Here is a 20,620-nt window from a genome sequence, read left to right as displayed (position 1 = left end):
CGCAATACGGAAGGAGCGCCGCCCCTCATGGGATACACGGACCAGCGCTTCGATGTGAACCTGTCGATCCTCTTCACGGAACTCCCGCTCCTGGAGCGCCCCGCGGCCGCCGCCGCGGCGGGCTTCACCGCGGTCGAGCTGTGGTGGCCCTGGATCGACACCGCCACCCCCGAGCAGAGCGAGCTCGACGCCCTCAAGAAAGCCCTTGAGGACGCCGGCACCCAGCTGGTGGGCCTGAACTTCTACGCCGGGCAGCTCCCCGGCCCGGACCGCGGAGCCCTCTCCGTGCCCGGGGAAGAGTCGGACCGCTTCCGCGCCAACATCGAGGTGGCCGCCGACTTCGCCGCCTCGGTCGGCTGCAAGGCGCTCAACGCGCTCTACGGCAACCGCGTCGAGGGCGTGGACCCGCAGATCCAGGACACCCTCGCCCTGGAGAACCTGGTCCTGGCCGCCCGCGCGGCCGACCGCATCGGCGCGATCCTCCTCGTCGAGACCCTGAACAAGCCGGAGTCGCCGCTCTACCCGCTGGTGAGCGCCCCCTCCGCCATCGAGGTCATCGACAAGGTGAACGCGGCCACCGGCCTCGGCAACGCCAAGTTCCTCCTCGACATCTACCACCTGTCGATGAACGGCGAGAACGTCAGCCAGGTCATCGCGGAGTACGCGGCCAAGACCGGCCACGTCCAGATCGCGGACAACCCGGGCCGCGGCGCGCCGGGCACCGGCGACCTGCCGCTGGAGCAGCTCCTCGACGAGCTGAAGAAGGCCGGTTACGACGGCTGGGTCGGCCTGGAGTACAAGGCCGCCGACGCCGCCGCGTCCTTCGAATGGCTCCCGGCAGAGGCTCGCGCCGCCCGCTGACGCAGGCCCCCTCCCCGTACCACCTTGTTTTGAGAGGCACCCTCACCATGAGCACTCTTCCCAAGATCGCTTGGATCGGCCTCGGCATCATGGGCTCCCCCATGTCCGAGAACCTCCTCAAGGCCGGCTACTCGGTCACCGGCTTCACCCTGGAGCAGGACAAGCTGGACCGCCTGGCCAAGGCCGGCGGCTCCGTGGCCGGCTCGATCGCCGAGGCCGTCAAGGACGCCGACGTCATCATCACGATGGTGCCCGCCTCCCCGCAGGTCGAGGCCATCTCCTACGGCCCCGAGGGCATCCTGGAGAACGCCAGGCAGGGCGCGCTGATCGTCGACATGTCGTCGATCACCCCGCAGACCTCGGTCGACCTGGCGAAGAATGCGGCCGAGAAGGGCATCCGCGTCATCGACGCCCCGGTGTCCGGCGGCGAGGCCGGCGCGATCGAGGCCGTGCTCTCGATCATGGTCGGCGGCGAGCAGGCCGACTTCGACGAGGCCCTCCCGATCCTGGAGGCCCTCGGCAAGACCATCGTGCTCTGCGGCCCGCACGGCTCCGGCCAGACGGTGAAGGCCGCCAACCAGCTGATCGTCGCGGTCAACATCCAGGCCTGCGCCGAAGCCGTGGTCTTCCTGGAGAAGTCCGGCGTGAACCTCCAGGCCGCCCTGGACGTCCTCAACGGCGGTCTGGCCGGCTCGACCGTGCTGACCCGCAAGAAGGACAACTTCCTGAACCGGGACTTCAAGCCCGGCTTCCGGATCGACCTGCACCACAAGGACATGGGCATCGTCACCGACGCCGCCCGCAACGTCGGTGCGGCCCTCCCGGTCGGCGCGGTCGTCGCCCAGCTCGTCGCCTCGCTGCGCGCACAGGGTGACGGCGGCCTGGACCACTCGGCCCTGCTCCGCGCCGTCGAGCGCCTCTCCGGCCAGCAGGTCTGATCCCCCCGCCCCTTCACCGGGGCCCCTGATTTCCGGTCGGCGGCGGCGCTGACAACCTGTCCTGTCGCGCCCAGGCGTCGTCGCCGACCGGAACACCACACTTCATTTTCAACAAACTGTTGACGTGCTGTTCGAGCCGAATTTACGCTCCTCGGACCGTCAGCAGAGCTCCCGTACGGAAGGTCACGATGTCGAAGCGCGTGCTTACGACCGAGTCCGGCGCCCCCGTCGCCGACAACCAGAACTCCGCCACCGCCGGCGTCGGTGGCCCTCTCCTCCTCCAGGACCAGCACCTGCTGGAGAAGCTCGCGCGCTTCAACCGTGAGCGGATCCCGGAGCGCGTGGTGCACGCCCGCGGTTCCGGTGCGTACGGCTACTTCGAGGTGACCGACGACGTCACCGCGTACACCAAGGCGGACTTCCTCGGCGAGGTCGGCAAGAAGACCGAGACCTTCCTCCGCTTCTCCACCGTGGCCGACTCGCTCGGCGGCGCGGACGCGGTGCGCGACCCCCGCGGTTTCGCCCTGAAGTTCTACACCGAAGAGGGCAACTACGACCTCGTCGGCAACAACACCCCGGTGTTCTTCATCAAGGACCCGATCAAGTTCCCCGACTTCATCCACTCGCAGAAGCGCGACCCCTTCACGGGCAAGCAGGAGCCGGACAACGTCTGGGACTTCTGGGCGCACGCCCCCGAGGCCACCCACCAGATCACCTGGCTCATGGGCGACCGCGGCATCCCGGCCTCGTACCGTCACATGAACGGCTACGGCTCGCACACCTACCAGTGGACCAACGAGGCGGGCGAGGCCTTCTTCGTCAAGTACCACTTCAAGACGAACCAGGGCATCCGCTCCCTCTCCGCCGACCAGGCCGCCGAGCTCGTCGGCAAGGACGCCAACTCGCACCAGACGGACCTGCTCCAGGCCATCGAGCGCGGGGTGAACCCGTCCTGGACCCTGTACGTCCAGGTGATGCCGGCCGCCGAGGCCGCCGAGTACCGCTTCAACCCGTTCGACCTCACCAAGGTGTGGCCGCACAGCGACTACCCGCTGCAGCGCGTGGGCCGCCTGGTCCTCGACCGCAACCCGGACAACGTCTTCGCCGAGGTCGAGCAGGCCGCGTTCTCCCCGAACAACTTCGTGCCGGGCATCGGTCCCTCGCCGGACAAGATGCTCCAGGGCCGTCTCTTCGCCTACGCGGACGCCCACCGGTACCGCCTCGGCGTGAACCACACCCAGCTCCCGGTGAACGCCCCCAAGGCGACCGTGGCCGAGAACTACGGCCGGGACGGCGCCATGGCCACCCGCCAGGGCTCGCGCCACGACAAGAACTACGAGCCCAACTCGTACCAGGGTCCGGCCCAGACCGACGCCGCGCTCTCCGCGCCGCTCGCGATCCACGGCTGGACCGGCACCCACGAGGCGCCCGCGCACACCAAGGACGACGACTTCTTCCAGGCCGGTGAGCTCTACCGCCTGATGTCCGAGGACGAGAAGGGCCGTCTGATCGCCAACATCGCCGGCGGTCTGTCCCAGGTGTCCCGCGAGGACGTCATCGAGAAGAACCTCGCGCACTTCGCCGCCGCCGACGCGGACTACGGCAAGCGCGTCCGCGCGGCCGTCGAGGCCCTGCGCGAGGACTGACCGCACCGCAGTACCCAGACTGCGTACGGCACCTGACGGGAGGTCAGTGCCGTACGTGGTCCGGATCGCCGGCCCGGATGAGGGGTGGTCGGCGGACCGGACAAGCGTGAGGACCGCGGCGGCTCCGAGCCAGTGCGGTGGTAAGGACGCCGGGCCCCCTTCCTGACCTGAAGGAAGAGGATCACCACGGCGCCCGTCGGCACCGCCGCGGTCCCAACGCCCCCCTTCCGAGGGATCCCCAAGACTCCGCCCGGCGACGCGAACGTCCTGTCGCGCCAGCCTCGTGCCGTCGGGCGGTCACAAGCGGGAGAGCGCGGAACCAGGTTTACGGTCCCTGGTTCCGCGCTCTTCTTCTTTGTACGGCACCGCCAGCGCATCGTTTCTGCGGTGCAGATCCGCACCCGCTCGGGGGAGCCACCGCGGTTCGGGGCCGCCCTGCCACGGCGCCGGCGCTATCCACTCGTACTTGATCAAGAACCTGATGCGCGGTCTCGCGCCGCTCGCACTGATCCTGTCCCCGCTCGCCGTCCCCTCCCCCGCCGTCTCGCGCTCCGCGTCGACCACCTCGTCCCGCTCTCCGAGGCCTGGGAGTCGGGGGCCTCCGGCTGGACCGCCGCCCGGCGCGAGCAGTACGCGAACGACCAGGGCGCGCCCGCGACCCTCGTCGTCGTCACCGCCCGCAGCCTGCGGGACAAGGCCGGCCGGGACCCGGCCGACTGGGTGCCCGCCGACCCCGGCCGCTACTGCCGCTACGTCGGCGAGTGGGTGGCCACCAAGCTCCGCTGGAGCCTGTCCGCCGACAAGGACGAAACGGACGCGCTCAAGCTGTTCGCCGACGGTCCCTGCGAGGAGACGGTCGTGCTGCGGTCGAGGGCACCCCGGTAGGTTCCCCGGGCTCCCCGCCGCGCTCGGCCCGGGCGAGCAGGAACGTCACGGTGAGCGAGGCGAGGGCGAGCAGCACCATGCCCGTACGCGGTGACGTGTACTGGGCGAGGGTGCCGGCCAGTGCCGCGCTCACCCCCTGGAGCGCCAGCATCCCCGACGTGTGCAGCCCGAGCGCGTGACCGCTCAGCTCCTCCGGCACCAGGGTCATCAGCCGTTCCTGGTGCAGCAGGCTCGCCCCGTACCCGACCGCCGACACGGTCACGAGGACGAGCGCGAGGGGCAGCCCGGGGCCGAGGGCGAACAGCAGGAACGGGGCCGCGAGCAGCGCCTGGAGCGGGAAGCGGATCCGGGCCCGCAGCCGCGCCGGTACGAAGCGGCCGACGGCGGTGTCCCCGGCCAGCATCCCGAGCGCGCCGCAGGCGAAGAGGAGCCCGGCGCGCTCGGGGTCGTACGGCACGAAGAGCGACTCGCAGCCGACGACGAGGCCGTTCGGCACCCAGAGCGCGAGGTAGGCGCGGCGGCGGGCGGGCACGGACAGGAGCCGTCCGTTGGTGCGCCAGGTCTCGGCGACCGACGGCCGCCCGGCTGCGCGGGCCGGCCGGGCGCCGAGACCGAGGCGGGCGGCCAGGGCGGCGGCGAGGTAGAGCCCCGCCCCGGCCAGCACGGTGCCGCGCGGCGAGAGCAGCGCGACGAGGAGCCCGCCGGTGGCGAAGCCGCCGATCTGGAAGGCGCCGGTGGCCATGTTCATCACGGAGCGGCCGAGGAGGTACTCCTCGCGCGGGAGGATCTCGTTGAGGAGGCCGTGGCGCACGCCTCCGCCCAGCGAGGCCGCGAGCCCCTCGGCGAGCAGGATCACGAAGACCGCCCAGGTCGGCAGGGCGGGGATCGCCAGGACGGCGGTGCCGAGGGCGAAGAAGAGGGCGATGCCGGAGATCGCGGCGCGCGGTGGCAGCCGGTCGGCGGCGGAGAGCAGGGTGGTCGCGCCGAGCAGCTGGGCGAGCGAGGGGCCGAAGAGGGCGAGGGCGGAGAGGAACGGGGACCCGGTGGCGCGGAAGACGAGCGTGGCGAGACCGAGTCCGGCGACGGTCTGGGCGGCCGTGTGGGCGGCGCCGGTGGCGAAGAGCGGGGTGAATTCGGGCGTGCGGAAGAGCGTGCGGTAGCGGGGCATGGAGCGGAGTCTCGGAGAGCGCGCGGGCCGCAGGTAGTGTTTCGCGGGGAGGCGAAACATGGGCTGGTGGCAGATCGGCACGGACACCCTGGCGGGGAGCGGGTTCGTGCTCTCGCCGCTCGCCGAGACGGTCGCCTCGCTCAAGACCCTCCACGCGGGGGCGGCGACGCATCCGGGCGAGCGCGGCTGGCTCGTCCGGCACCTGCCCGCGTACCGGGAGCGGCTGGCGGCCGAGCCGCTCGACGCACTGCTCGTGCGGGCGGCGATCGGGCCCACCTGGAACGCGGACTTCCTCACCCCGACCCCGCTGGGCGACCGCGAGCGGAGCTTCGAGGAGGAGGTCGAGGCGGTGCGGGCGACCGGACCGGCCGACGCCGTGGACCAGTTGGCGGTGGCGGTCGGAGGTCCGGTCCCGGAGCCGCTGCGCTCCGCGCGCGACCTTCCGGAGCGGCTCGCGGGCGTGCTCGGCTGGGTCTGGCGGGAGACGGTGCGGCCGGAGTGGGCGCGGCGGCGACGGATCCTGGAGGCCGACGTGGTGGCGCGGACGGCGCTGCTGAGCCGGGGCGGCTGGGCGTCGGCGCTCGACGAGCTGTGCCCGGGGAAGATGCGCTGGCTGGGCGACGGGCGGCTCCAGGTCAACACCCGTGACTATCCGCCGCGTTCGGTCGACAGGGGACGGTTGCTGCTCGTGCCGGTGACGCCGGCGACGGGCTGGGTGTCCTGGGACGAGACGGAGCGGTACGCGATCGTCTACGCCTGCTCGGGAGTGCTGGCGGACGCGGCCGGACCGACGGCGCCGGAGGCCCTGGGGACCCTGCTCGGGCCGGCCCGCGCCGGAGTGCTCGTACGGCTCGGATCCCCGCTGTCCACCAGCCAGTTGGTGGCGCTCACCGGGCAGGGGCTCGGCTCGGTGGGACGGCACCTGAAGGTGCTGCTCGACGCGGGGCTCGTCCGGCGCGGGAGGGCGGGCCGCTCGGTGCTCTACGAGTGGACGGAGGCGGGCGCGGTCCTGGTGGCGGCACAGGGAGACCCCCGCCCCGGTGCTCCTCGGGGCGGGGGTCGGTCCCTCTGTTGAGGGATTCGATCAGACCTGGAGGGCCTTGATCGCGGTCGGCGCGTGGCCGGGCTCGGTGGCCAGCTCCTCGAACTCGGTGACGTCGCTCATGTCGACCGTCTTGCTCATGGCGATGTTGGTGATGCGCTCCAGGATGGCCTCGACGACGACCGGGACCTGGTGCTCGACGGCCAGCTTCTTGGCCTCCTCCAGCGCCTCGCCGAGCTTGTCGGGGTCGGTGACGCGGATGGCCTTGACGCCGAGGCCCTCGGCGACCTTGACGTGGTCGACGCCGTAGACGCCGATCTCCGGGGTGTTGATGTTCTCGAACTCGAGGTTGACCTCGAAGTTGATGCCCAGGTTGCCCTGCGCCTGACGGATCAGGCCGAGGTAGGCGTTGTTCACGAGGACGTGGACGTAGGGGACCTTGTGCTGGGCGGCGACCGCCAGCTCCTCGATCATGAACTGGAAGTCGTAGTCGCCGGAGAGGGCGACGACCGGGGTCTCCGGGTCCGCGGTGGCGGCGCCGATGGCGGCCGGGATGGTCCAGCCGAGCGGGCCGGCCTGGCCGCAGTTGATCCAGTGGCGCGGCTTGTAGACGTGCAGGAACTGCGCCGCGGCGATCTGGGAGAGGCCGATCGTGGTGACGTAGCGGGTCTCCGGGCCGAAGGCCTTGTTCATCTCCTCGTAGACGCGCTGCGGCTTGATCGGGATGTTGTCGAAGTTCGTGCGGCGCTGGAGGGTGGCCTTGCGCTCCTGCGCGGAGGCGGCCCAGGCGGAGAAGTCGGGGAGCCTGCCCGCGGCCTTCCACTCCTTGGCGATCTCGACGAAGAGCTCCAGGGCGGCCTTGGCGTCGGAGGCGATGCCGAAGTCCGGGGCGAAGATCCTGCCGATCTGGGTGGGCTCGATGTCGACGTGGACGAACTTCCGGCCCTTGGTGTAGGCGTCCATGTTGTAACCGGTGTGACGGTTGGCCCAGCGGTTGCCGACGCCCAGGACGAAGTCCGACTCCAGGAAGGTCGCGTTGCCGTAGCGGTGCGCGGTCTGGACTCCGACCATGCCGGCGGCGAGCTCGTGGTCGTCCGGGATGGTGCCCCAGCCCATGAGGGTGGAGATGACCGGGATGTTGGTCAGCTCGGCGAACTCGACCAGCAGGTCGGTGGCGTCGGCGTTGATGATGCCGCCGCCGGCGACGATCAGCGGGCGCTCGGACTCCAGGAGGAAGGACAGCGCCTTCTCCGCCTGGGCGCGGGTCGCGGACGGCTTGTAGACCGGCAGCGGCTCGTACGTCTCCGGGTCGAACTCGATCTCGGTCAGCTGGACGTCCATCGGGAGGTCGATGAGGACCGGGCCGGGACGGCCGGAGCGCATCAGGTGGAAGGCCTGCTGGAAGACGCCGGGGACCTGCGCGGCCTCCAGGACGGTCGTCGCGGCCTTGGTGACCGGCTTGGCGATGCTGGCGATGTCGACGGCCTGGAAGTCCTCCTTGTGGAGCTTCGAGGTCGGCGCCTGGCCGGTGATGCAGAGGATCGGGATCGAGTCGGCGATCGCCGAGTACAGGCCGGTGATCATGTCGGTGCCGGCCGGGCCGGAGGTACCGATGCAGACGCCGATGTTGCCGGCCTTGGCACGGGTGTAGCCCTCGGCCATGTGGGACGCGCCCTCGACGTGGCGGGCCAGCGTGTGGCCGATGCCGCCCACGTTCTTGAGCTCGCGGTAGAAGGGGTTGATCGCCGCGCCGGGGACGCCGAACGCCTGGGTGACGCCTTCGCGCTTGAGGATCTCAACGGCCGCTGCGGCGGCGGTCATACGAGGCATGGGAGTGCTCCTGCTTCGGCCGGGCGGATCCAGGCGGGTGGCTCGTCTCGGGAGGCCCGACCGCCTGTTTCCGTAATGCGGAAATACTGTTCTGTTATACGGAAGCAATGTAGGTCGGGCTGCGGAGAGCCGTCAAGAGAGGTCCGCCCGCCGGGATCACGGAAGTGGCCGAAGACCCTCCCCGGGCCGTCCGATGGGTGGACGATGGGGCGGAACGACAGGGGGTTGGGCTGTGGGCGAGTCGGTACCGGTGCGCTGTCCGGAGTGCCTGCGGACGCAGGCGTACGCGCCACCCGCCTTCCCCTGCGCGTGCGGCAGCCCGGTCGCGCCGGCCGTCGCCCCGGGCGAGTCCGCGGAGCCGGTCAGACACCGGAACTGGGCCGACGCCTGGGTCACCGTCCGCTGCGGGGCCTGCGGCGACGAGACCGACTGGCCCCACCCGGAACTGGGCTGCCCGTGCGGGACGGTCCTGCGGATACCGATACGGCCGGGGGTGGCGGGCGGGCCGGGCACGGACAGCGGGGCAGGTGGCGGGGCGGCGCGCAGCGCGGCCCATGGCGGGACGGACGGCACCGGCGGCGAAACGCCCGGCAGCCCGGCCGACGGTGCGGCGGGCGGCGCGCACGGTCGTACGGCGCCCCTCGGCGTGGGCGGCACGCCCCCCGTCGTGGACGGCACGCCCCCCGTGGTGAGCGGCACGCGCGACGGCCTGGGCGAAACGCCCGGCGGCGCGAGCGGCGGCATGGGCGGCGCGCCCGGGGGCCCAGGCGGCCGGGCCGCGGGCGACCCTTGTGGCGAGGGCGGTGCGGTCGCCGGTGACGGGGCCGCCGACGGAGTGCGGGCCGTGCCCGTCGAGCCCGGGTCCCCTTGGTTCGGGCCGGGCCCGAGGGCCCGGGGCGGGGCGGGTACGGCCGGGCCCGGTCCCTCGGGCCCCCGGACGTTCGCCGAGCGCTATCCCGCACACACCCCGCTGCCGGTCACGGCCCCGCACCCCGCACCCCTGCGCGGGGCCTTCCGGCCCGTGACCATCCGGACCTCGCGCGACGCGGTCGCGGCGGCTGCCGGATACCTCCGCTGGCTCGGCTTCCGGGACGTCGTCCAGCCCGAGGAGCGCCCCGCGTCCGGCGTGGACCTGCGGGCGCCCGGCCTGGTCGCCCAGGTCGACCCGAGCACCCGGCCGGCCGGGCTGCGGGCCGTCGAGTGCCTCTGGCTCAACGGACTGACCTCCGCGACGGTGAGCGTGTTCTTCTCGCTCGCGGGCTACACCCCGGAGGCCCGCTCGCGCGCCGACGAGATCGGTCTCCCGCTCTTCGCCCTCGACCTGACCGGCACCCCGCAGCCGGTCAACCCCGCCGCGGAGGCACTCGCGGCGGGCGACGCCTGAGCGGGAAGCCCCTCACAACTCCTCGGCATCCGAAATCGGCCATTCACGCGTGACGATCACGCTCCCCCGGGCACAACACCCTCGGGGGTGGGTGTCATGTCGACGGGGATGTGGTGGTTCATCGGAGCGGCTTGGGTCGAACTGCTGCTCGCCGCACTGCTGTTGAGGAGCTGCGGAACCCGCAGCGAGGAGACCGGGGCGGGCGCCACGCCCCCGCCGCAGGCCCTCGCGCTGCTGCGGGGCGGGCGGCGGGCGGCGGTCACCGTCGCCCTCGTGGCGCTGCACCAGCGCGGCGCGGTCGCGGCGGGCCGTAAACATACGATTCGGGCCAATGGCGGACCGGGCCGCACGCGTGACCCCGTACAGCTCGGGGTGCACGGGGCGCTGCACCGGGCCCTGGCGCTGCGGACCCTCGCGCTGCGCCCCGAGGCGCGGCGGGCCGTGGACGCCCTGCGCGGCGAGCTGCGCGGGGCCGGGCTGCTGCGCCCGCTCGCGCGGTGGTGGGCGGCCCGGGTGCTGCTGGTCTGCGTACCGGTGACCGCGGTGGCGGGGCCGTTCACGACCGGGGTGTCGGGCGCGGGGCTCGCCCGGGCGCTCGCGGCCGGGGTGCCGGCGGTGCTGGTGGCGGTGGCGCTGCTGCGGCTGCCGGACACCACGAGGGCGGCACGGCGGCTCCTCACCGGCCTGCGGGAGCGGTATCCGCTGCCGTCCCACCGCCGGGAGGTCACGGACGGACGGCTGGTGCAGCTGTACGTGGCGCTGTACGGCGATCCGGCCCTGGCCCTGTTCCTGCCCCGGTTCTCGCGGGACGGCGGGCTGCTCGACCGCCCGTGGGAGGACGAGGGCGCCCCGCGGAACGACCGCGAGGACGACCGGAACCGGCCGCCGTCGGACGGCGCTCCGGGCGCGGGAGGTCCGTCCCGCTGAGGCCGCGCCATACTGTCGTATGCGCATCAGAGCGGCCGCTCCGGCCGAACTCCCGCTGCTCCAGGACATCGAACGGGCGGCGGGCGAGCCGTTCCGTACTCTCGGCATGGCGGCGATCGCCGACGACGACCCGCTGCCCCTGGACGTTCTGGAGGCGTACCGCGGTGCGGGCAGGGCCTGGGTGGCGGTGGACGCCGCCGACCGCCCCGTCGCCTATCTGCTCGCGGACACCGTCGACGGCGCCGCCCACATCGAGCAGGTGTCGGTGCACCCGGACGCCGCCCGCCGGGGCGTCGGCCGGGCGCTGATCGAGCATCTGGCGGCGGCCGCCAGGGAGCAGGGCCTGGCGGCCCTGACGCTGACGACCTTCACCGAGGTGCCGTGGAACGCCCCGTACTACACGCGGCTCGGCTTCCGTCCGCTCGCCGACTCCGATCCCGCGCTCACGGAGGGGCTGCGTGCCATCAGCCGGGCCGAGGCGGCCCACGGGCTGTCGGTGTGGCCCCGCGTCTGCATGCGGCGGGAGCTCGTCCGGGACGCCGGTTAGGAACCGTACGTCTGCCGCAGTTCCACCTTCCGCACCTTGCCGCTCACGGTCATCGGGAACTCGGTGAGGATCTCCACCCTGCGCGGGATCTTGTAGTGGGCGAGCCGGTCCCGGCAGAAGGCCGTGATCTCGTCCAGGGTGGGCGGGTCGGCGGGGTCGCGGGGGATCACGCAGGCCAGGATCTCCTCGCCGTACCGCTCGTCGGGGACGCCGACGACCTGGACGTCCGCGATCTTGGGGTGCCCGTAGAGGAACTCCTCGATCTCGCGCGGGTACACGTTCTCCCCGCCCCGGATGATCATGTCCTTGATGCGGCCGACGATCTGCACGTAGCCGTCGTCGCGGATGACCGCGAGGTCCCCGGTGTGCATCCAGCGGCCGGCGTCGATCGCCTCGGCGGTCTTCTCCGGCTCGTCCCAGTAGCCGAGCATCACGCTGTAGCCGCGGGTGCACAGCTCCCCCGCCGTGCCGCGCTCCACGGTCAGCCCGGTCGCCGGGTCGACGACCTTCACCTCGACGTGCGGCATGACCCGGCCGACCGTGCCGGTGCGGCGTTCCAGGTCGTCGTCGCGGCGGGTCTGGGTGGAGACGGGCGAGGTCTCGGTCATGCCGTAGCAGATCGACACCTCGGCCATGTTCATCTCGGCGACGACCCTCTTCATCACCTCCACCGGGCACGGCGAGCCCGCCATGATCCCGGTGCGGAGCGTGGAGAGGTCGTACGCGGCGAAGTCGGGCAGGTTGAGCTCGGCGATGAACATCGTCGGCACCCCGTACAGCGAGGTGCAGCGCTCCTCCTGCACCGCGCGGAGGGTGGCGGCGGGGTCGAAGGAGGCGGCCGGGATGACCATGCAGGCGCCGTGCGAGGTGGCCGCGAGGTTGCCCATGACCATGCCGAAGCAGTGGTAGAAGGGCACCGGGATGCAGATGCGGTCCTGCTCGCTGTAGGCGATCATCTCGCCCACGAAGTAACCGTTGTTGAGGATGTTGTGGTGGGAGAGCGTGGCGCCCTTCGGGAAGCCCGTCGTCCCCGAGGTGTACTGGATGTTGACGGGCTCGTCGCAGGAGAGCGGCTCCGGGCGCAGCTCCCCGGGCGTCCGGGTGAGCAGCGCGTCCCAGGTCGGGTCGCCGAAGTAGACGGCCTCCCGCAACTCCGGGCATTCGGGGCGCACGTGCTCGACCATGGCCCGGTAGTCGCTCGTCTTGTGGGAGAGCGAGGCGAAGAGCAGCGAGATGCCGGCCTGCTTGAGGACGTACGCCAACTCGTGGGCGCGGTAGGCCGGGTTGATGTTCACCATGATGGCGCCGATGCGGGCGGTGGCGTACTGGACGAGCACCCACTCGGCGCAGTTCACGGCCCAGATGCCGACCCGGTCGCCCTTGCGGACGCCGCTGCCGAGCAGGGCCCCGGCCAGCCGGTCGACGTCGGCGCCGAACGCGGCGTACGTCCAGCGCCGCCCGGTCGGCACGTCGACGAGCGCCTCCCGCTCGGGCCAGGCGGCGACGGCCCGGTCGAGGTTGTCGGCGATGGTGTCGCCGAGGAGCGGGGTCTCGGACACCCCGTGCGCGTAGGCGAGGTTCATGCGAGGTCCCCTTCCGCGTACGGGAGATCGACGGTGGTCATGCGAGGTCCCCTTCCCCGTACGGACGATTCACGGCGATCATGCGAGGTCCCCCTCCGTGTACTCCTTGCCGCCGCCCTCCGCCGTCAGCCGGCGCAGTTCGACGCGCCGGATCTTGCCGGAGACGGTCTTGGGCAGGTCGGCGAACTCGATGCGGCGGACCCGCTTGTACGGGGCGAGGACCGCGCGCGAGTGGGCGAAGAGGGCCTTCGCGGTCTCCTCGTCCGGCTCCCAGCCCGCCGCGAGGACGATGTACGCCTTGGGGACGGCGAGCCGCAGCGGGTCGGGGGCGGGGACGACGGCCGCCTCGGCGACGGCCTCGTGCTCCAGGAGGGCGCTCTCCAGCTCGAAGGGGCTGATCTTGTAGTCGGAGGCCTTGAAGACGTCGTCGGCCCGCCCGATGTACGTGATGTAGCCGTCCGCGTCCCGGGAGCCGATGTCGCCGGTGCGGTAGTGGCCGCCCGCCATCGCCTCGGCCGTACGCTCCGGGTCGCCGTGGTAGCCGGTCATCAGGCCCACCGGGTTGGCGGCCAGGTCGAGACAGATCTCGCCCTCCTCCGCATCCGGCCGGCCGCTCACCGGGTCGACGAGGGTGACCCGGAAACCGGGGCTCGGGCGTCCCATGGAGCCCTCCTTGAGCCGCTGGCCGGGGCTGTTGGACACCTGGACGGCCGTCTCGGTCTGGCCGAAGCCGTCCCGGATGGTGACGCCCCAGGCACGCCGCACCGACTCGATGACCTCGGGGTTCAGCGGTTCGCCGGCGGCGACGACCTCGCGCGGCGGGGTCTTCAGCTGGCTCAGGTCGGCCTGGATCAGCATCCGCCACACGGTCGGCGGGGCGCAGAAGCTGGTGACGCCGTTCCGCTCCATCTCGCCCATGAGGCGGGCCGGGTCGAAGCGGGTGTAGTTGTGGATGAAGACGGTCGCCTCCGCGTTCCACGGCGCGAAGAGGTTGGACCAGGCGTGCTTCGCCCAGCCGGGCGAGGAGATGTTGAGGTGGACGTCGCCGGGCTTGAGGCCGATCCAGTACATCGTCGAAAGATGGCCGACGGGGTACGAGACGTGGGTGTGCTCGACCAGCTTGGGGCGGGCGGTCGTACCGGAGGTGAAGTACAGCATCAGGGTGTCGTCGGCGAGCGTGACGCCGTCGGGCTCGAAGACGTCCGACTCCCGGTCGGCGTGCTCGTACCCCAGCCAGCGCACCCCGTCGCCGCCGACCGCGATCCGGGTGTACTCCCCGGGGACGTCGTCGAACTTGGCGGTGTCCTCGGCGCGCACGATCACGTGCCGGGCGCGGCCGCGGTCGACGCGGTCGCGCAGGTCGGCGGGGCCGAGGAGCGGGGTGGCCGGGATGAGGACGGCGCGCAGCTTCATCGCGGCGAGCACGGTCTCCCAGAGCTCGACCTGGTTGCCGAGCATCAGGATGATCCGGTCGCCGGCGCGGACGCCCTGGGCCCGGAGCCAGTTCGCGACCCTGTTCGACCGGGCGGACATCTCGGCGAAGCTCACCCGCGTCTCGGAGCCGTCCTCCTCGACGATGTGCAGCGCGGTCCTGTCGTTGTCGCGCGCGATGACGTCGAACCATTCGAGCGCCCAGTTGAAACGGTCGGGCCGGGGCCAGGTGAAGCCCTCGTAGGCCGTCTCGTAGTCCTCGCGATGCTCCAGCAGGAAGTCCCGGGCGGCCCGGAACCTCTCCGTGGCGCCGGTCGCGCTCGTGGGCGTCATGTGTCCTCCTCATTGCGGGACCTGTCCCGGACATCGTGTAATCGGTGACCCAGGTCTCACTACCCCCGTTCGGGGGTGAAGGAGTGGTTCCGTGCCCGAGATGACGGAAGCGGTGGAGTGGCGGACGGCCCTGTTGCGGCTGAGGCGCGCCAGCGGGCTGCCCGTCGTGTTCGGCGGGCTGCTCCAGGAGGGGGCGGCGGGCCGCTCGATGCGGATCGCGGAGCTGAGCGGGGCGGTGACGCCGACGCTGCGCGGCCTGGCGATCTCGGCCGGCTCGGGCCTCGGCGGGAAGTGCCTGGCGCTGTCGCGGCCGTGCGCGGTCACGGACTACCAGGCGTCGCGGCACATCACCCACGAGTACGACGTCCCGGTCTCGGCGGAGGGGCTGCGCGCGGTGATCGCCGTCCCCGTGGTCGTGCGGCGCAAAGTGCGCGGCGTGCTGTACGGGGCGCTGCGCGAGTCCCTCCCGATCGGCGAGCGCGTCTTCGACGCGGCGATGGCGGCGGCCCGTGACGTGGAGCAGGCCCTGGCGGTACGGGACGAGGTGCGGCAACTGCTCGCACCGCCCGCGCCGGGCCCGTCCTGGGAGGAGGTCCGCCAGGCGTACGGGGAGCTGCGCGAACTGGCGCCGAAGGTCGACGACCCGGCGCTCCGCGACCGGCTGCTCGCCGTCTGCGGCCGCCTGGAATCGGCCTCCGGCGCCGCGCCTGCCGCCCCCGGGGTGTCCCTGACCCCGCGCGAGACGGACGTGCTCGCGGCGGTCGCCTCGGGCGCGACGAACGCGACGGCGGCCGCCCGCCTCGGCCTCCGCCCGGAGACGGTGAAGGGCTATCTGCGCTCGGCGATGCGCAAACTGGGCGCCCACACCCGCCTGGAGGCAGTGGTCGCGGCCCGACGGGCGGGGGCGCTGCCTTAGGAGGCGTCCGGCCGATCGGGCCGGGTGCTCGGCGGGCGCGCCGAGGCCGTCGCGCTCAGAGCGCGGCGGCCCAGGCGTCGAAGGCGGTGACGGCGGCCTCCAGGGCGGCCGCCGGGCGGCCGATGGAGGCTCCCGGGCCCGCCTTCAGCGTCAGGGCGAAGCCGTTCGTGCCCCCGAGCGCGACGGCGCAGTCGAGGCTCGCCAGTGGGGGCGCGGTCCGGGGCGGTGCCGGCACGGACAGCAGCAGCGCGCAGGAGGCCGGGGCCTGCACGTGGGCGGACAGCTCCGCCTCCATCGCCTCGGCCAGGGGCCGTGCGTTGTCCTCCAGGGATCCCCGGCGCAGGGGGAAGCCCTGGTCGAGGACGGTCACGCCGATCCCCCGGAGCGTGGTGGCCCGCAGGTGGACGACGCGGGCGTCGAACAGGCCGTGGGTGTGCAGGACGTAGACGGCGACGAGTGCCGCCCGGACTCCCGCGGCCAGGTCCGCCGGTTCCGTCCGCAGCGGCCATCGCCACTCCCGGCCCCGCACTCGTACGGGACGCAGCCCTTCGGTCAGCGCGATCAGCCCGTCCCGCACGGTCTCCCCGTGCAGCCAGGGGCCTCCCGTGCCGAGGGAGAACAGCCGGCCCTCCTCGTCCACGGCCATCGGCGCGTCCGCGGCGGTGCGGCCGAGAGGGAAGACGCGGATGCCGAGCGTGTCGGCGAGCCGGTGCAGGGGCGGGCCGGAGAACCGGGCCTCCTGGGGATCGACGACCCAGCCGGTCGCCGCGACCTCGCGGCCCCCGTGGGCCGCCGGTTCCGGCCGGAGGCCGTGGAACTCACGGACCGCGCGCTCGGCCGCGGGGAAGAGGTCCCAGGGCCCCAGGGCCGCCGTCTTGAGGACGGCGCTCATGGCGGCGTCACCGGCGTCACGTCCTGGGTGCCAGCCGGCCGGCGCCAGGGAGGTGCCGTACTGGGCCTCGCGTCCACCGTCGGGGGTGGCGGGAGTCCCGGGGGTGACGTCCCGGCCCTCGCGTCCACCGTCGGGGGCGACGTCCCGGCCCGCGCGTCCACGGTCGAGGGCGACGTCCCGGCCCGCGCGTCCACGGTCGAGGGTGACGTCCCCGCCCTCGCGTCCGCCTTCGGGGGTGGCGGGGGTCCCGGGGGCCGCCGTCGCCCGCCCGGCCGTCGTCTGCTCCGTCGTCATCGTGCCCCCGGTCAGGAGTCCTGGAGGACGGTGATGCCGAGCGTCCCCGCCAGGGCGGCGCAGGAGCGGCAGAGGGCGGCGGGCGTGCCGTGCTCGGGGTCGCCGTGCGGGCGCACCTTGCGGGAGACGAGGGCCGCGCCCGTGAAGTGTGCCGGGGCCTCGGCGAGGCTCGTGGTCCCCCCGTCCGCGCGCTGGGCGTCGACCGCGTACAGCCGGTCCGAGACGAGCGCGGACTCGGCACAGTAACCGAGGAACGGCTCGCGCAGGCTCGGTGCGAGCGCGTCGAAGAACTCCCGCACGGCGGGGTGGAGCCGCGGCTCTCCGTCGCCGGTGAGGTTGGTCTGGCTGGTGATCGTCCCCTGGACGAGAAGGGAGGAGGCGATTCCCGGAACGGTGTCAGACAAAGTAGTCCCGTGCTTCCTGCTGGGGGCCGCGCAGCAGACAGCTGATGGCCTCGTAGGTGTTCGCTCCCAGGAAATAGGGACCGGTGTGGTGCAGGAGGAAGAAGCGGCCGGTCTCGTCGATGAGAACCATGGCTCCGTCGAAGGTCTCGTATCCGACGGGAAAGAGTTTCTTCCCCAGGTTCCCCGCGAGTTCGGCGACGTCCTCGCCGCTCTCCTCGTAGATCCAGTGCGGGGTGAATCCGACGGCGTCCGGCGGTGTTCCCGGAATCACCAGGCGCAGCCCGCCGAATTCCCGGACGAAGTCCTGGGCGGCCTGGAACGCTTCGACCGGATGACCTTCCTCGGCGAAGCGTTCCATGACGAAGTCGAGGAGTTCGGGCACCTGTGCACCGATGTCCCGGCCCCGCGACCAGCCCGCCTCGACCAGGGCTGCCTCGACTTCCTCCGTTGTCATTCTCGGCATTGCAGGCTCTCTCTCAGTGGTGCGCGACGACGCCGGTGAGGGGCAGCATTCTCTCACAGGACCGGCAGGGCGGTTTGTAGTCGCCGTGCAGCAACTGGTCGTCCCCAGGGCGCATGTTGCCCACCTGAACCGTATAGACGCGGGACCCTTCCATGGCCTTCCGTACGTCGTCCGGCGTGACGATGCCCGTGCCGTTCGGATCCATCCGATGCAACCGGTCGGATATCAGCGCGACTTCCGAGCATTTCCCGTGACCGTTTCCCGGATTCTCGTTGTCCGCCTTCATGTCGTTCTCCACCCGGTCCAGGATCTGTTTCAGCGCCGGGTGGGTGGACATCGAGGAATCGCCGGTGGTGGAGCTGCTGGTGTGCGCGGTCAGGGTGCCGTCGTGGAGGAGGGCTCCGGCGCACGCCGTCTTGAGCCGGTGCTTGCCCTCCGGGTAGGGATTGCTCTGCGGCTGGTCCCTGGCGTTGTCGGCGAGTCGGTCGGCCTCGTCGGCGAGGAGCCTGTGCTGCTCGTCCTCGCTGAGGTGGCTGACGTCCAGGGCGTCCCTGCGATGGGTCTTCATGCCCTGTGCGGTCTGGCCGTGCCAGCCGGGCTGGGGGTCGATCGGCCTTCCCCCCGGGTTGCCGCCGCCGTTGCCCGGGCCGCCACCGCCGCCCGGGGGCGTGCCGCCGCCTCCCCCGCCGGCCGGGTTCTTGCCCCCCGGACCGCCGGAGCCGTTCCCGGCGTCGTGATCGCCCTTGCGCTGGCGGGCGAGGCGGGCGGCCGTGTCGTCGTCGTTGTTCCTGTGGTCCTTGGAGATCTGCTTGACGGCCTTGGGCAGGGTGTCACCGATGTGGTCGCCCATGGTCTTGGCGGACTTCACCAGGGCGCCCATGGCCTTCTCGATGACCGGGTCGAGGGCGTCGGCGATGTCGTCCCGGCCCCGGTTACGACGCTGGTGCCCCTTCGCCCTGGTCAGCTTCCCCGCGGTCTTGCCGTGGATGCCGACGCTCACGCCGTTCAGCCGGGTGCCGGCCTGGTCGTGCTCGTCGTGCTCGATGTGGAAGCCCTTGCCCTTGGCTCCTCCTCCGCCACCACCACCTCCGGCGGAGGCGAGGTTCAGGCCCTCCTTGACGCCCTTCGCGCCCTCGTCGAAGCCGTCCTTGCCGGCCTGCTTCGTCTGGTCGAGGTCCACACCGTTCTGGACGCCCAGCGCGTCCATGCTCACCTGGACGACCAGGTCCGCCGCCATGTTCTCCAGGGCGGCCACGACCGGCTCGGTCATCACCCCGACGATGTGGCCGACGGCCTCCTCCATCGCCCCGGTGATGAGCTTCAGCAGCTGCTTCTTGGTGAACGCGATCGCTCCCGCCCCCAGCAGCGCTGACAGCCCACCGGTCACGGGGATCAGCGCCATGGCGAGACCGGTCTGACCGGCCAGCACCCCGAGCTCCGCGACGGCCTTCCACTTCATGGCCTCGATCGCGCCCGCCGCGAGGTCCAGCGCGTCCGCGATCGTCCGGGCCGCGGACACCATGTCCTTGAGGTGCTTGTCCTTGACCTTGCCCCAGTGCGCGTTGAGGGCGTCCATCGCCTCGCCGTGCCCCGAGGACAGCAGACGCTGCACGTGATTGTTGGCGAGCCGGCCGTCGTCGGCGAGGTCGTCCGCGAACTCCCGCAGCGCGTCGGCCATGTCGCGGTAGGCGTCCTCGTCGACGTTGGGCCAGTTCACCCCGACGAGATCGAGCAGCGTGTCCGCCCAGTCGGGAACCGTGACAGCCATGACCGAAATCCCCCCATGCACACAGGCGTTCGCAGAACGCAAGTGCGAACAGCCTTGCACATCGGCGGGATTCGATCAACGCGGAATCGGAGCCCGTCACCCCTCGGTGGCCCCCCGTCAGCACTCCACGAGCGCCACGTCGTACGGGGTTCCGGAAGGCGTCATCAGTCGAAGGGTCCGCTCCGCTTCGGCCGCGAGCGCCGCACGCTCCGCTCGCGTCACTCGTGCGAAGGGCTCGATGGTGAGCGTGGTGCGGTCCTTGGCCTCGTCGAGGCGCCAGAGGCCGCCGAGGAAGCCGTCGAGGAGGAACGTGCGGTGCGCCTGGTTGCCGGTCCAGGTGCGGGTGCGGTGTTCGGCCGGGACGACGCGGGTGCGGTCGGCGTGCGAGAGGAGCAGGTTGTCGAACTCGGGGAGGAAGCGGGGCGGCGCGGGGGTGTCCTCGTCGGGGCGGGGCGCGTCGGGCAGGTCGAAGAGCTCGGTGCCGTGTTCGTCACGGAAGACGAGGAGCTCGGGCCGCAGCCGTTCGAACGCCGGGCGCAGCCGGGTGAGACCGCACCAGAGCTGCATGTCCTTGACGGAGGCGGGGCCGAAGGCACCGAGGTAGCGGCGTACGGTCTCGTCGAGGTCGGCGGCCTCGTCCGCGGGCCCGTCGAACCACGTACGGACGGTGGTGAGCGCGACCTGCCCGCTGCGCCGCCACAGGCCGCGCGGCGTGACCTGGACCATCAGGAGCAGACAGCGCGCGGCGATGGTGAGCGCCAGGGGGTCGGCGTCCGGCCACTCCTGGAGCAGGTGCTCCCGCAGGTCCTTGGGGGTGCGGGGCCGCTCCTCGACGTACGCGGTGGCCAGAGCGGTGAGCCGGTCGAGGTCGACGCCGTCGAGCCCCTTGCGGAACATCTTCAGCTCCCGGTCGATGGCCCCGGCCTGGACGAGCCGGCGCAGGCCGACGGCGTCGCGGGCGGTGTGGGTGTGGACGGTGGACCGGAGCGAGACGATCCGGGCGACCCGCCGGGACTCCATCAGGGCGGACAGGTCCTCGGGCCGGAACCCGTCGAGGCGGGCGGCGAGCGCGTAGTACGGGGGCTTGGTGTTCTGGGCCTGGAGGCCGACGAGGTGGGCGACGGCCTCCTCGACGCCGAGCGGGGCGGGGCGCAGGAGCAGCTGCCGGTCGAGGGTGGCGCGGTTCAGGGCGCGGGGGCCGAGCACGGGGTGGGTCGTCTTGAGGGCCATGTCGGCACGGTATCGGCGCTTGCGGACAGCTACGGTCCGCAAGGCGGGGAGACGAGAACCGGACGGAAAGGATTCACC

General features: G+C 72.3%; 16 protein-coding genes and 2 pseudogenes. 9 read left to right on the top strand and 9 right to left on the bottom strand.

The features are described from left to right. The first annotated feature begins 27 nt into the window (after positions 1–27). From ACN9MM_RS30975 to ACN9MM_RS30960, 4 genes and pseudogenes are all read left to right on the top strand, one after another. The gene (locus ACN9MM_RS30975) at positions 28–861 is read left to right on the top strand and encodes a TIM barrel protein (RefSeq protein WP_426367014.1); all 834 of its coding nucleotides are present in this window, start codon (positions 28–30) and stop codon (positions 859–861) included. Positions 862–908: 47 nt separating this feature from the next. Continuing rightward, entirely contained in the window at positions 909–1,799 is an 891-nt protein-coding gene (locus tag ACN9MM_RS30970) for a 2-hydroxy-3-oxopropionate reductase (protein ID WP_426367013.1), read from the top strand. Between the two features lie 188 nt (positions 1,800–1,987). Then, positions 1,988–3,445: a catalase gene (locus ACN9MM_RS30965; RefSeq protein ID WP_426367012.1), complete on the top strand. Its 1,458-nt coding sequence runs from the start codon at positions 1,988–1,990 to the stop codon at positions 3,443–3,445. A 546-nt stretch (positions 3,446–3,991) separates the two neighbouring features. Continuing rightward, a pseudogene (locus ACN9MM_RS30960) lies at positions 3,992–4,330 on the top strand (HNH endonuclease); the annotation flags it as partial. On the opposite strand, the gene ACN9MM_RS30955 reads toward ACN9MM_RS30960, so the two are convergent. Then, complete coding sequence (locus ACN9MM_RS30955) at positions 4,266–5,498, bottom strand: MFS transporter (RefSeq protein WP_426367011.1); 1,233 nt, start codon at positions 5,496–5,498, stop codon at positions 4,266–4,268. The pseudogene ACN9MM_RS30960 and the gene ACN9MM_RS30955 overlap by 65 nt on opposite strands. Before the next feature lie 58 nt (positions 5,499–5,556). Here ACN9MM_RS30955 and ACN9MM_RS30950 point away from each other — a divergent pair, with 58 nt between their 5' ends. After that, on the top strand, positions 5,557–6,573 hold the full coding sequence (locus ACN9MM_RS30950; RefSeq protein ID WP_426367010.1) for an ArsR family transcriptional regulator: 1,017 nt from the start codon (positions 5,557–5,559) through the stop codon (positions 6,571–6,573). Between the two features lie 9 nt (positions 6,574–6,582). Here ACN9MM_RS30950 and gcl read toward each other — a convergent pair whose 3' ends face one another. Beyond that, entirely contained in the window at positions 6,583–8,370 is a 1,788-nt protein-coding gene (gcl, locus tag ACN9MM_RS30945) for a glyoxylate carboligase (RefSeq protein WP_426367009.1), read from the bottom strand. Between the two features lie 742 nt (positions 8,371–9,112). On the opposite strand from gcl, the gene ACN9MM_RS30940 reads away from it, so the two are divergent. From ACN9MM_RS30940 to ACN9MM_RS30930, 3 genes are all read left to right on the top strand, one after another. Further along, positions 9,113–9,754 (top strand): hypothetical protein, encoded by a 642-nt coding sequence (locus ACN9MM_RS30940; RefSeq protein WP_426368865.1) that lies wholly within the window; start codon positions 9,113–9,115, stop codon positions 9,752–9,754. Positions 9,755–9,850: 96 nt separating this feature from the next. Continuing rightward, a complete protein-coding gene (locus ACN9MM_RS30935; protein ID WP_426367008.1) occupies positions 9,851–10,681 on the top strand; it encodes a TIGR04222 domain-containing membrane protein in 831 nt (276 codons plus the stop codon). Between the two features lie 19 nt (positions 10,682–10,700). Continuing rightward, positions 10,701–11,228 (top strand): GNAT family N-acetyltransferase, encoded by a 528-nt coding sequence (locus ACN9MM_RS30930; protein ID WP_426367007.1) that lies wholly within the window; start codon positions 10,701–10,703, stop codon positions 11,226–11,228. Here the strand turns inward: ACN9MM_RS30930 and ACN9MM_RS30925 are convergent. Both ACN9MM_RS30925 and ACN9MM_RS30920 read right to left on the bottom strand, forming a co-directional pair. Then, the gene (locus ACN9MM_RS30925) at positions 11,225–12,811 is read right to left on the bottom strand and encodes an AMP-binding protein (protein ID WP_426367006.1); all 1,587 of its coding nucleotides are present in this window, start codon (positions 12,809–12,811) and stop codon (positions 11,225–11,227) included. The two genes, ACN9MM_RS30930 and ACN9MM_RS30925, sit on opposite strands and share 4 nt — an antisense overlap. Positions 12,812–12,889: 78 nt before the next feature. Then, the gene (locus ACN9MM_RS30920) at positions 12,890–14,575 is read right to left on the bottom strand and encodes an AMP-binding protein (RefSeq protein WP_426367005.1); all 1,686 of its coding nucleotides are present in this window, start codon (positions 14,573–14,575) and stop codon (positions 12,890–12,892) included. Positions 14,576–14,666: 91 nt separating this feature from the next. Between ACN9MM_RS30920 and ACN9MM_RS30915 the strand changes: the two genes are divergently transcribed. Next, positions 14,667–15,491 carry a helix-turn-helix transcriptional regulator gene (locus ACN9MM_RS30915; protein WP_426367004.1) on the top strand — a complete coding sequence of 275 codons (825 nt, stop codon included), beginning with the start codon at positions 14,667–14,669 and terminating at the stop codon, positions 15,489–15,491. A 55-nt stretch (positions 15,492–15,546) separates the two neighbouring features. Here the strand turns inward: ACN9MM_RS30915 and ACN9MM_RS30910 are convergent, their stop codons facing one another. The 5 genes and pseudogenes from ACN9MM_RS30910 to ACN9MM_RS30890 form a co-directional block, all read right to left on the bottom strand. Beyond that, complete coding sequence (locus ACN9MM_RS30910; protein ID WP_426367003.1) at positions 15,547–16,677, bottom strand: SUKH-3 domain-containing protein; 1,131 nt, start codon at positions 16,675–16,677, stop codon at positions 15,547–15,549. 11 nt (positions 16,678–16,688) lie between these two features. After that, entirely contained in the window at positions 16,689–17,081 is a 393-nt protein-coding gene (locus ACN9MM_RS30905; protein WP_426367002.1) for a YwqJ-related putative deaminase, read from the bottom strand. Further along, a complete protein-coding gene (locus ACN9MM_RS30900) occupies positions 17,074–17,535 on the bottom strand; it encodes an SUKH-3 domain-containing protein (protein ID WP_426367001.1) in 462 nt (153 codons plus the stop codon). The genes ACN9MM_RS30905 and ACN9MM_RS30900 overlap by 8 nt, the downstream gene beginning before the upstream one ends. A gap of 58 nt (positions 17,536–17,593) precedes the next feature. Then, positions 17,594–19,312 (bottom strand): annotated as a pseudogene (locus ACN9MM_RS30895) (YwqJ-related putative deaminase); the annotation flags it as partial. A gap of 117 nt (positions 19,313–19,429) precedes the next feature. Next, entirely contained in the window at positions 19,430–20,542 is a 1,113-nt protein-coding gene (locus tag ACN9MM_RS30890) for a winged helix DNA-binding domain-containing protein (RefSeq protein ID WP_426367000.1), read from the bottom strand. Positions 20,543–20,620 lie beyond the last annotated feature (78 nt).

This window comes from Streptomyces sp. E-08 (assembly GCF_049913095.1).
GTDB lineage: Bacteria > Actinomycetota > Actinomycetes > Streptomycetales > Streptomycetaceae > Streptomyces.
This window is presented reverse-complemented; position numbering and strand designations above follow the sequence as displayed.

Bases quoted from the DNA above. Each gene is read 5' to 3' on its own strand.
- ACN9MM_RS30975 (WP_426367014.1), top strand. From the start codon at position 28: ATGGGATACACGGACCAGCGCTTCGATGTGAACCTGTCGATCCTCTTC.
- ACN9MM_RS30970 (WP_426367013.1), top strand. From the start codon at position 909: ATGAGCACTCTTCCCAAGATCGCTTGGATCGGCCTCGGCATCATGGGC.
- ACN9MM_RS30965 (WP_426367012.1), top strand. From the start codon at position 1,988: ATGTCGAAGCGCGTGCTTACGACCGAGTCCGGCGCCCCCGTCGCCGAC.
- ACN9MM_RS30955 (WP_426367011.1), bottom strand. From the start codon at position 5,498: ATGCCCCGCTACCGCACGCTCTTCCGCACGCCCGAATTCACCCCGCTC.
- ACN9MM_RS30950 (WP_426367010.1), top strand. From the start codon at position 5,557: ATGGGCTGGTGGCAGATCGGCACGGACACCCTGGCGGGGAGCGGGTTC.
- gcl (WP_426367009.1), bottom strand. From the start codon at position 8,370: ATGCCTCGTATGACCGCCGCCGCAGCGGCCGTTGAGATCCTCAAGCGC.
- ACN9MM_RS30940 (WP_426368865.1), top strand. From the start codon at position 9,113: ATGGGCGGCGCGCCCGGGGGCCCAGGCGGCCGGGCCGCGGGCGACCCT.
- ACN9MM_RS30935 (WP_426367008.1), top strand. From the start codon at position 9,851: ATGTCGACGGGGATGTGGTGGTTCATCGGAGCGGCTTGGGTCGAACTG.
- ACN9MM_RS30930 (WP_426367007.1), top strand. From the start codon at position 10,701: ATGCGCATCAGAGCGGCCGCTCCGGCCGAACTCCCGCTGCTCCAGGAC.
- ACN9MM_RS30925 (WP_426367006.1), bottom strand. From the start codon at position 12,811: ATGAACCTCGCCTACGCGCACGGGGTGTCCGAGACCCCGCTCCTCGGC.
- ACN9MM_RS30920 (WP_426367005.1), bottom strand. From the start codon at position 14,575: ATGACGCCCACGAGCGCGACCGGCGCCACGGAGAGGTTCCGGGCCGCC.
- ACN9MM_RS30910 (WP_426367003.1), bottom strand. From the start codon at position 16,677: ATGACGACGGAGCAGACGACGGCCGGGCGGGCGACGGCGGCCCCCGGG.
- ACN9MM_RS30900 (WP_426367001.1), bottom strand. From the start codon at position 17,535: ATGACAACGGAGGAAGTCGAGGCAGCCCTGGTCGAGGCGGGCTGGTCG.
- ACN9MM_RS30890 (WP_426367000.1), bottom strand. From the start codon at position 20,542: ATGGCCCTCAAGACGACCCACCCCGTGCTCGGCCCCCGCGCCCTGAAC.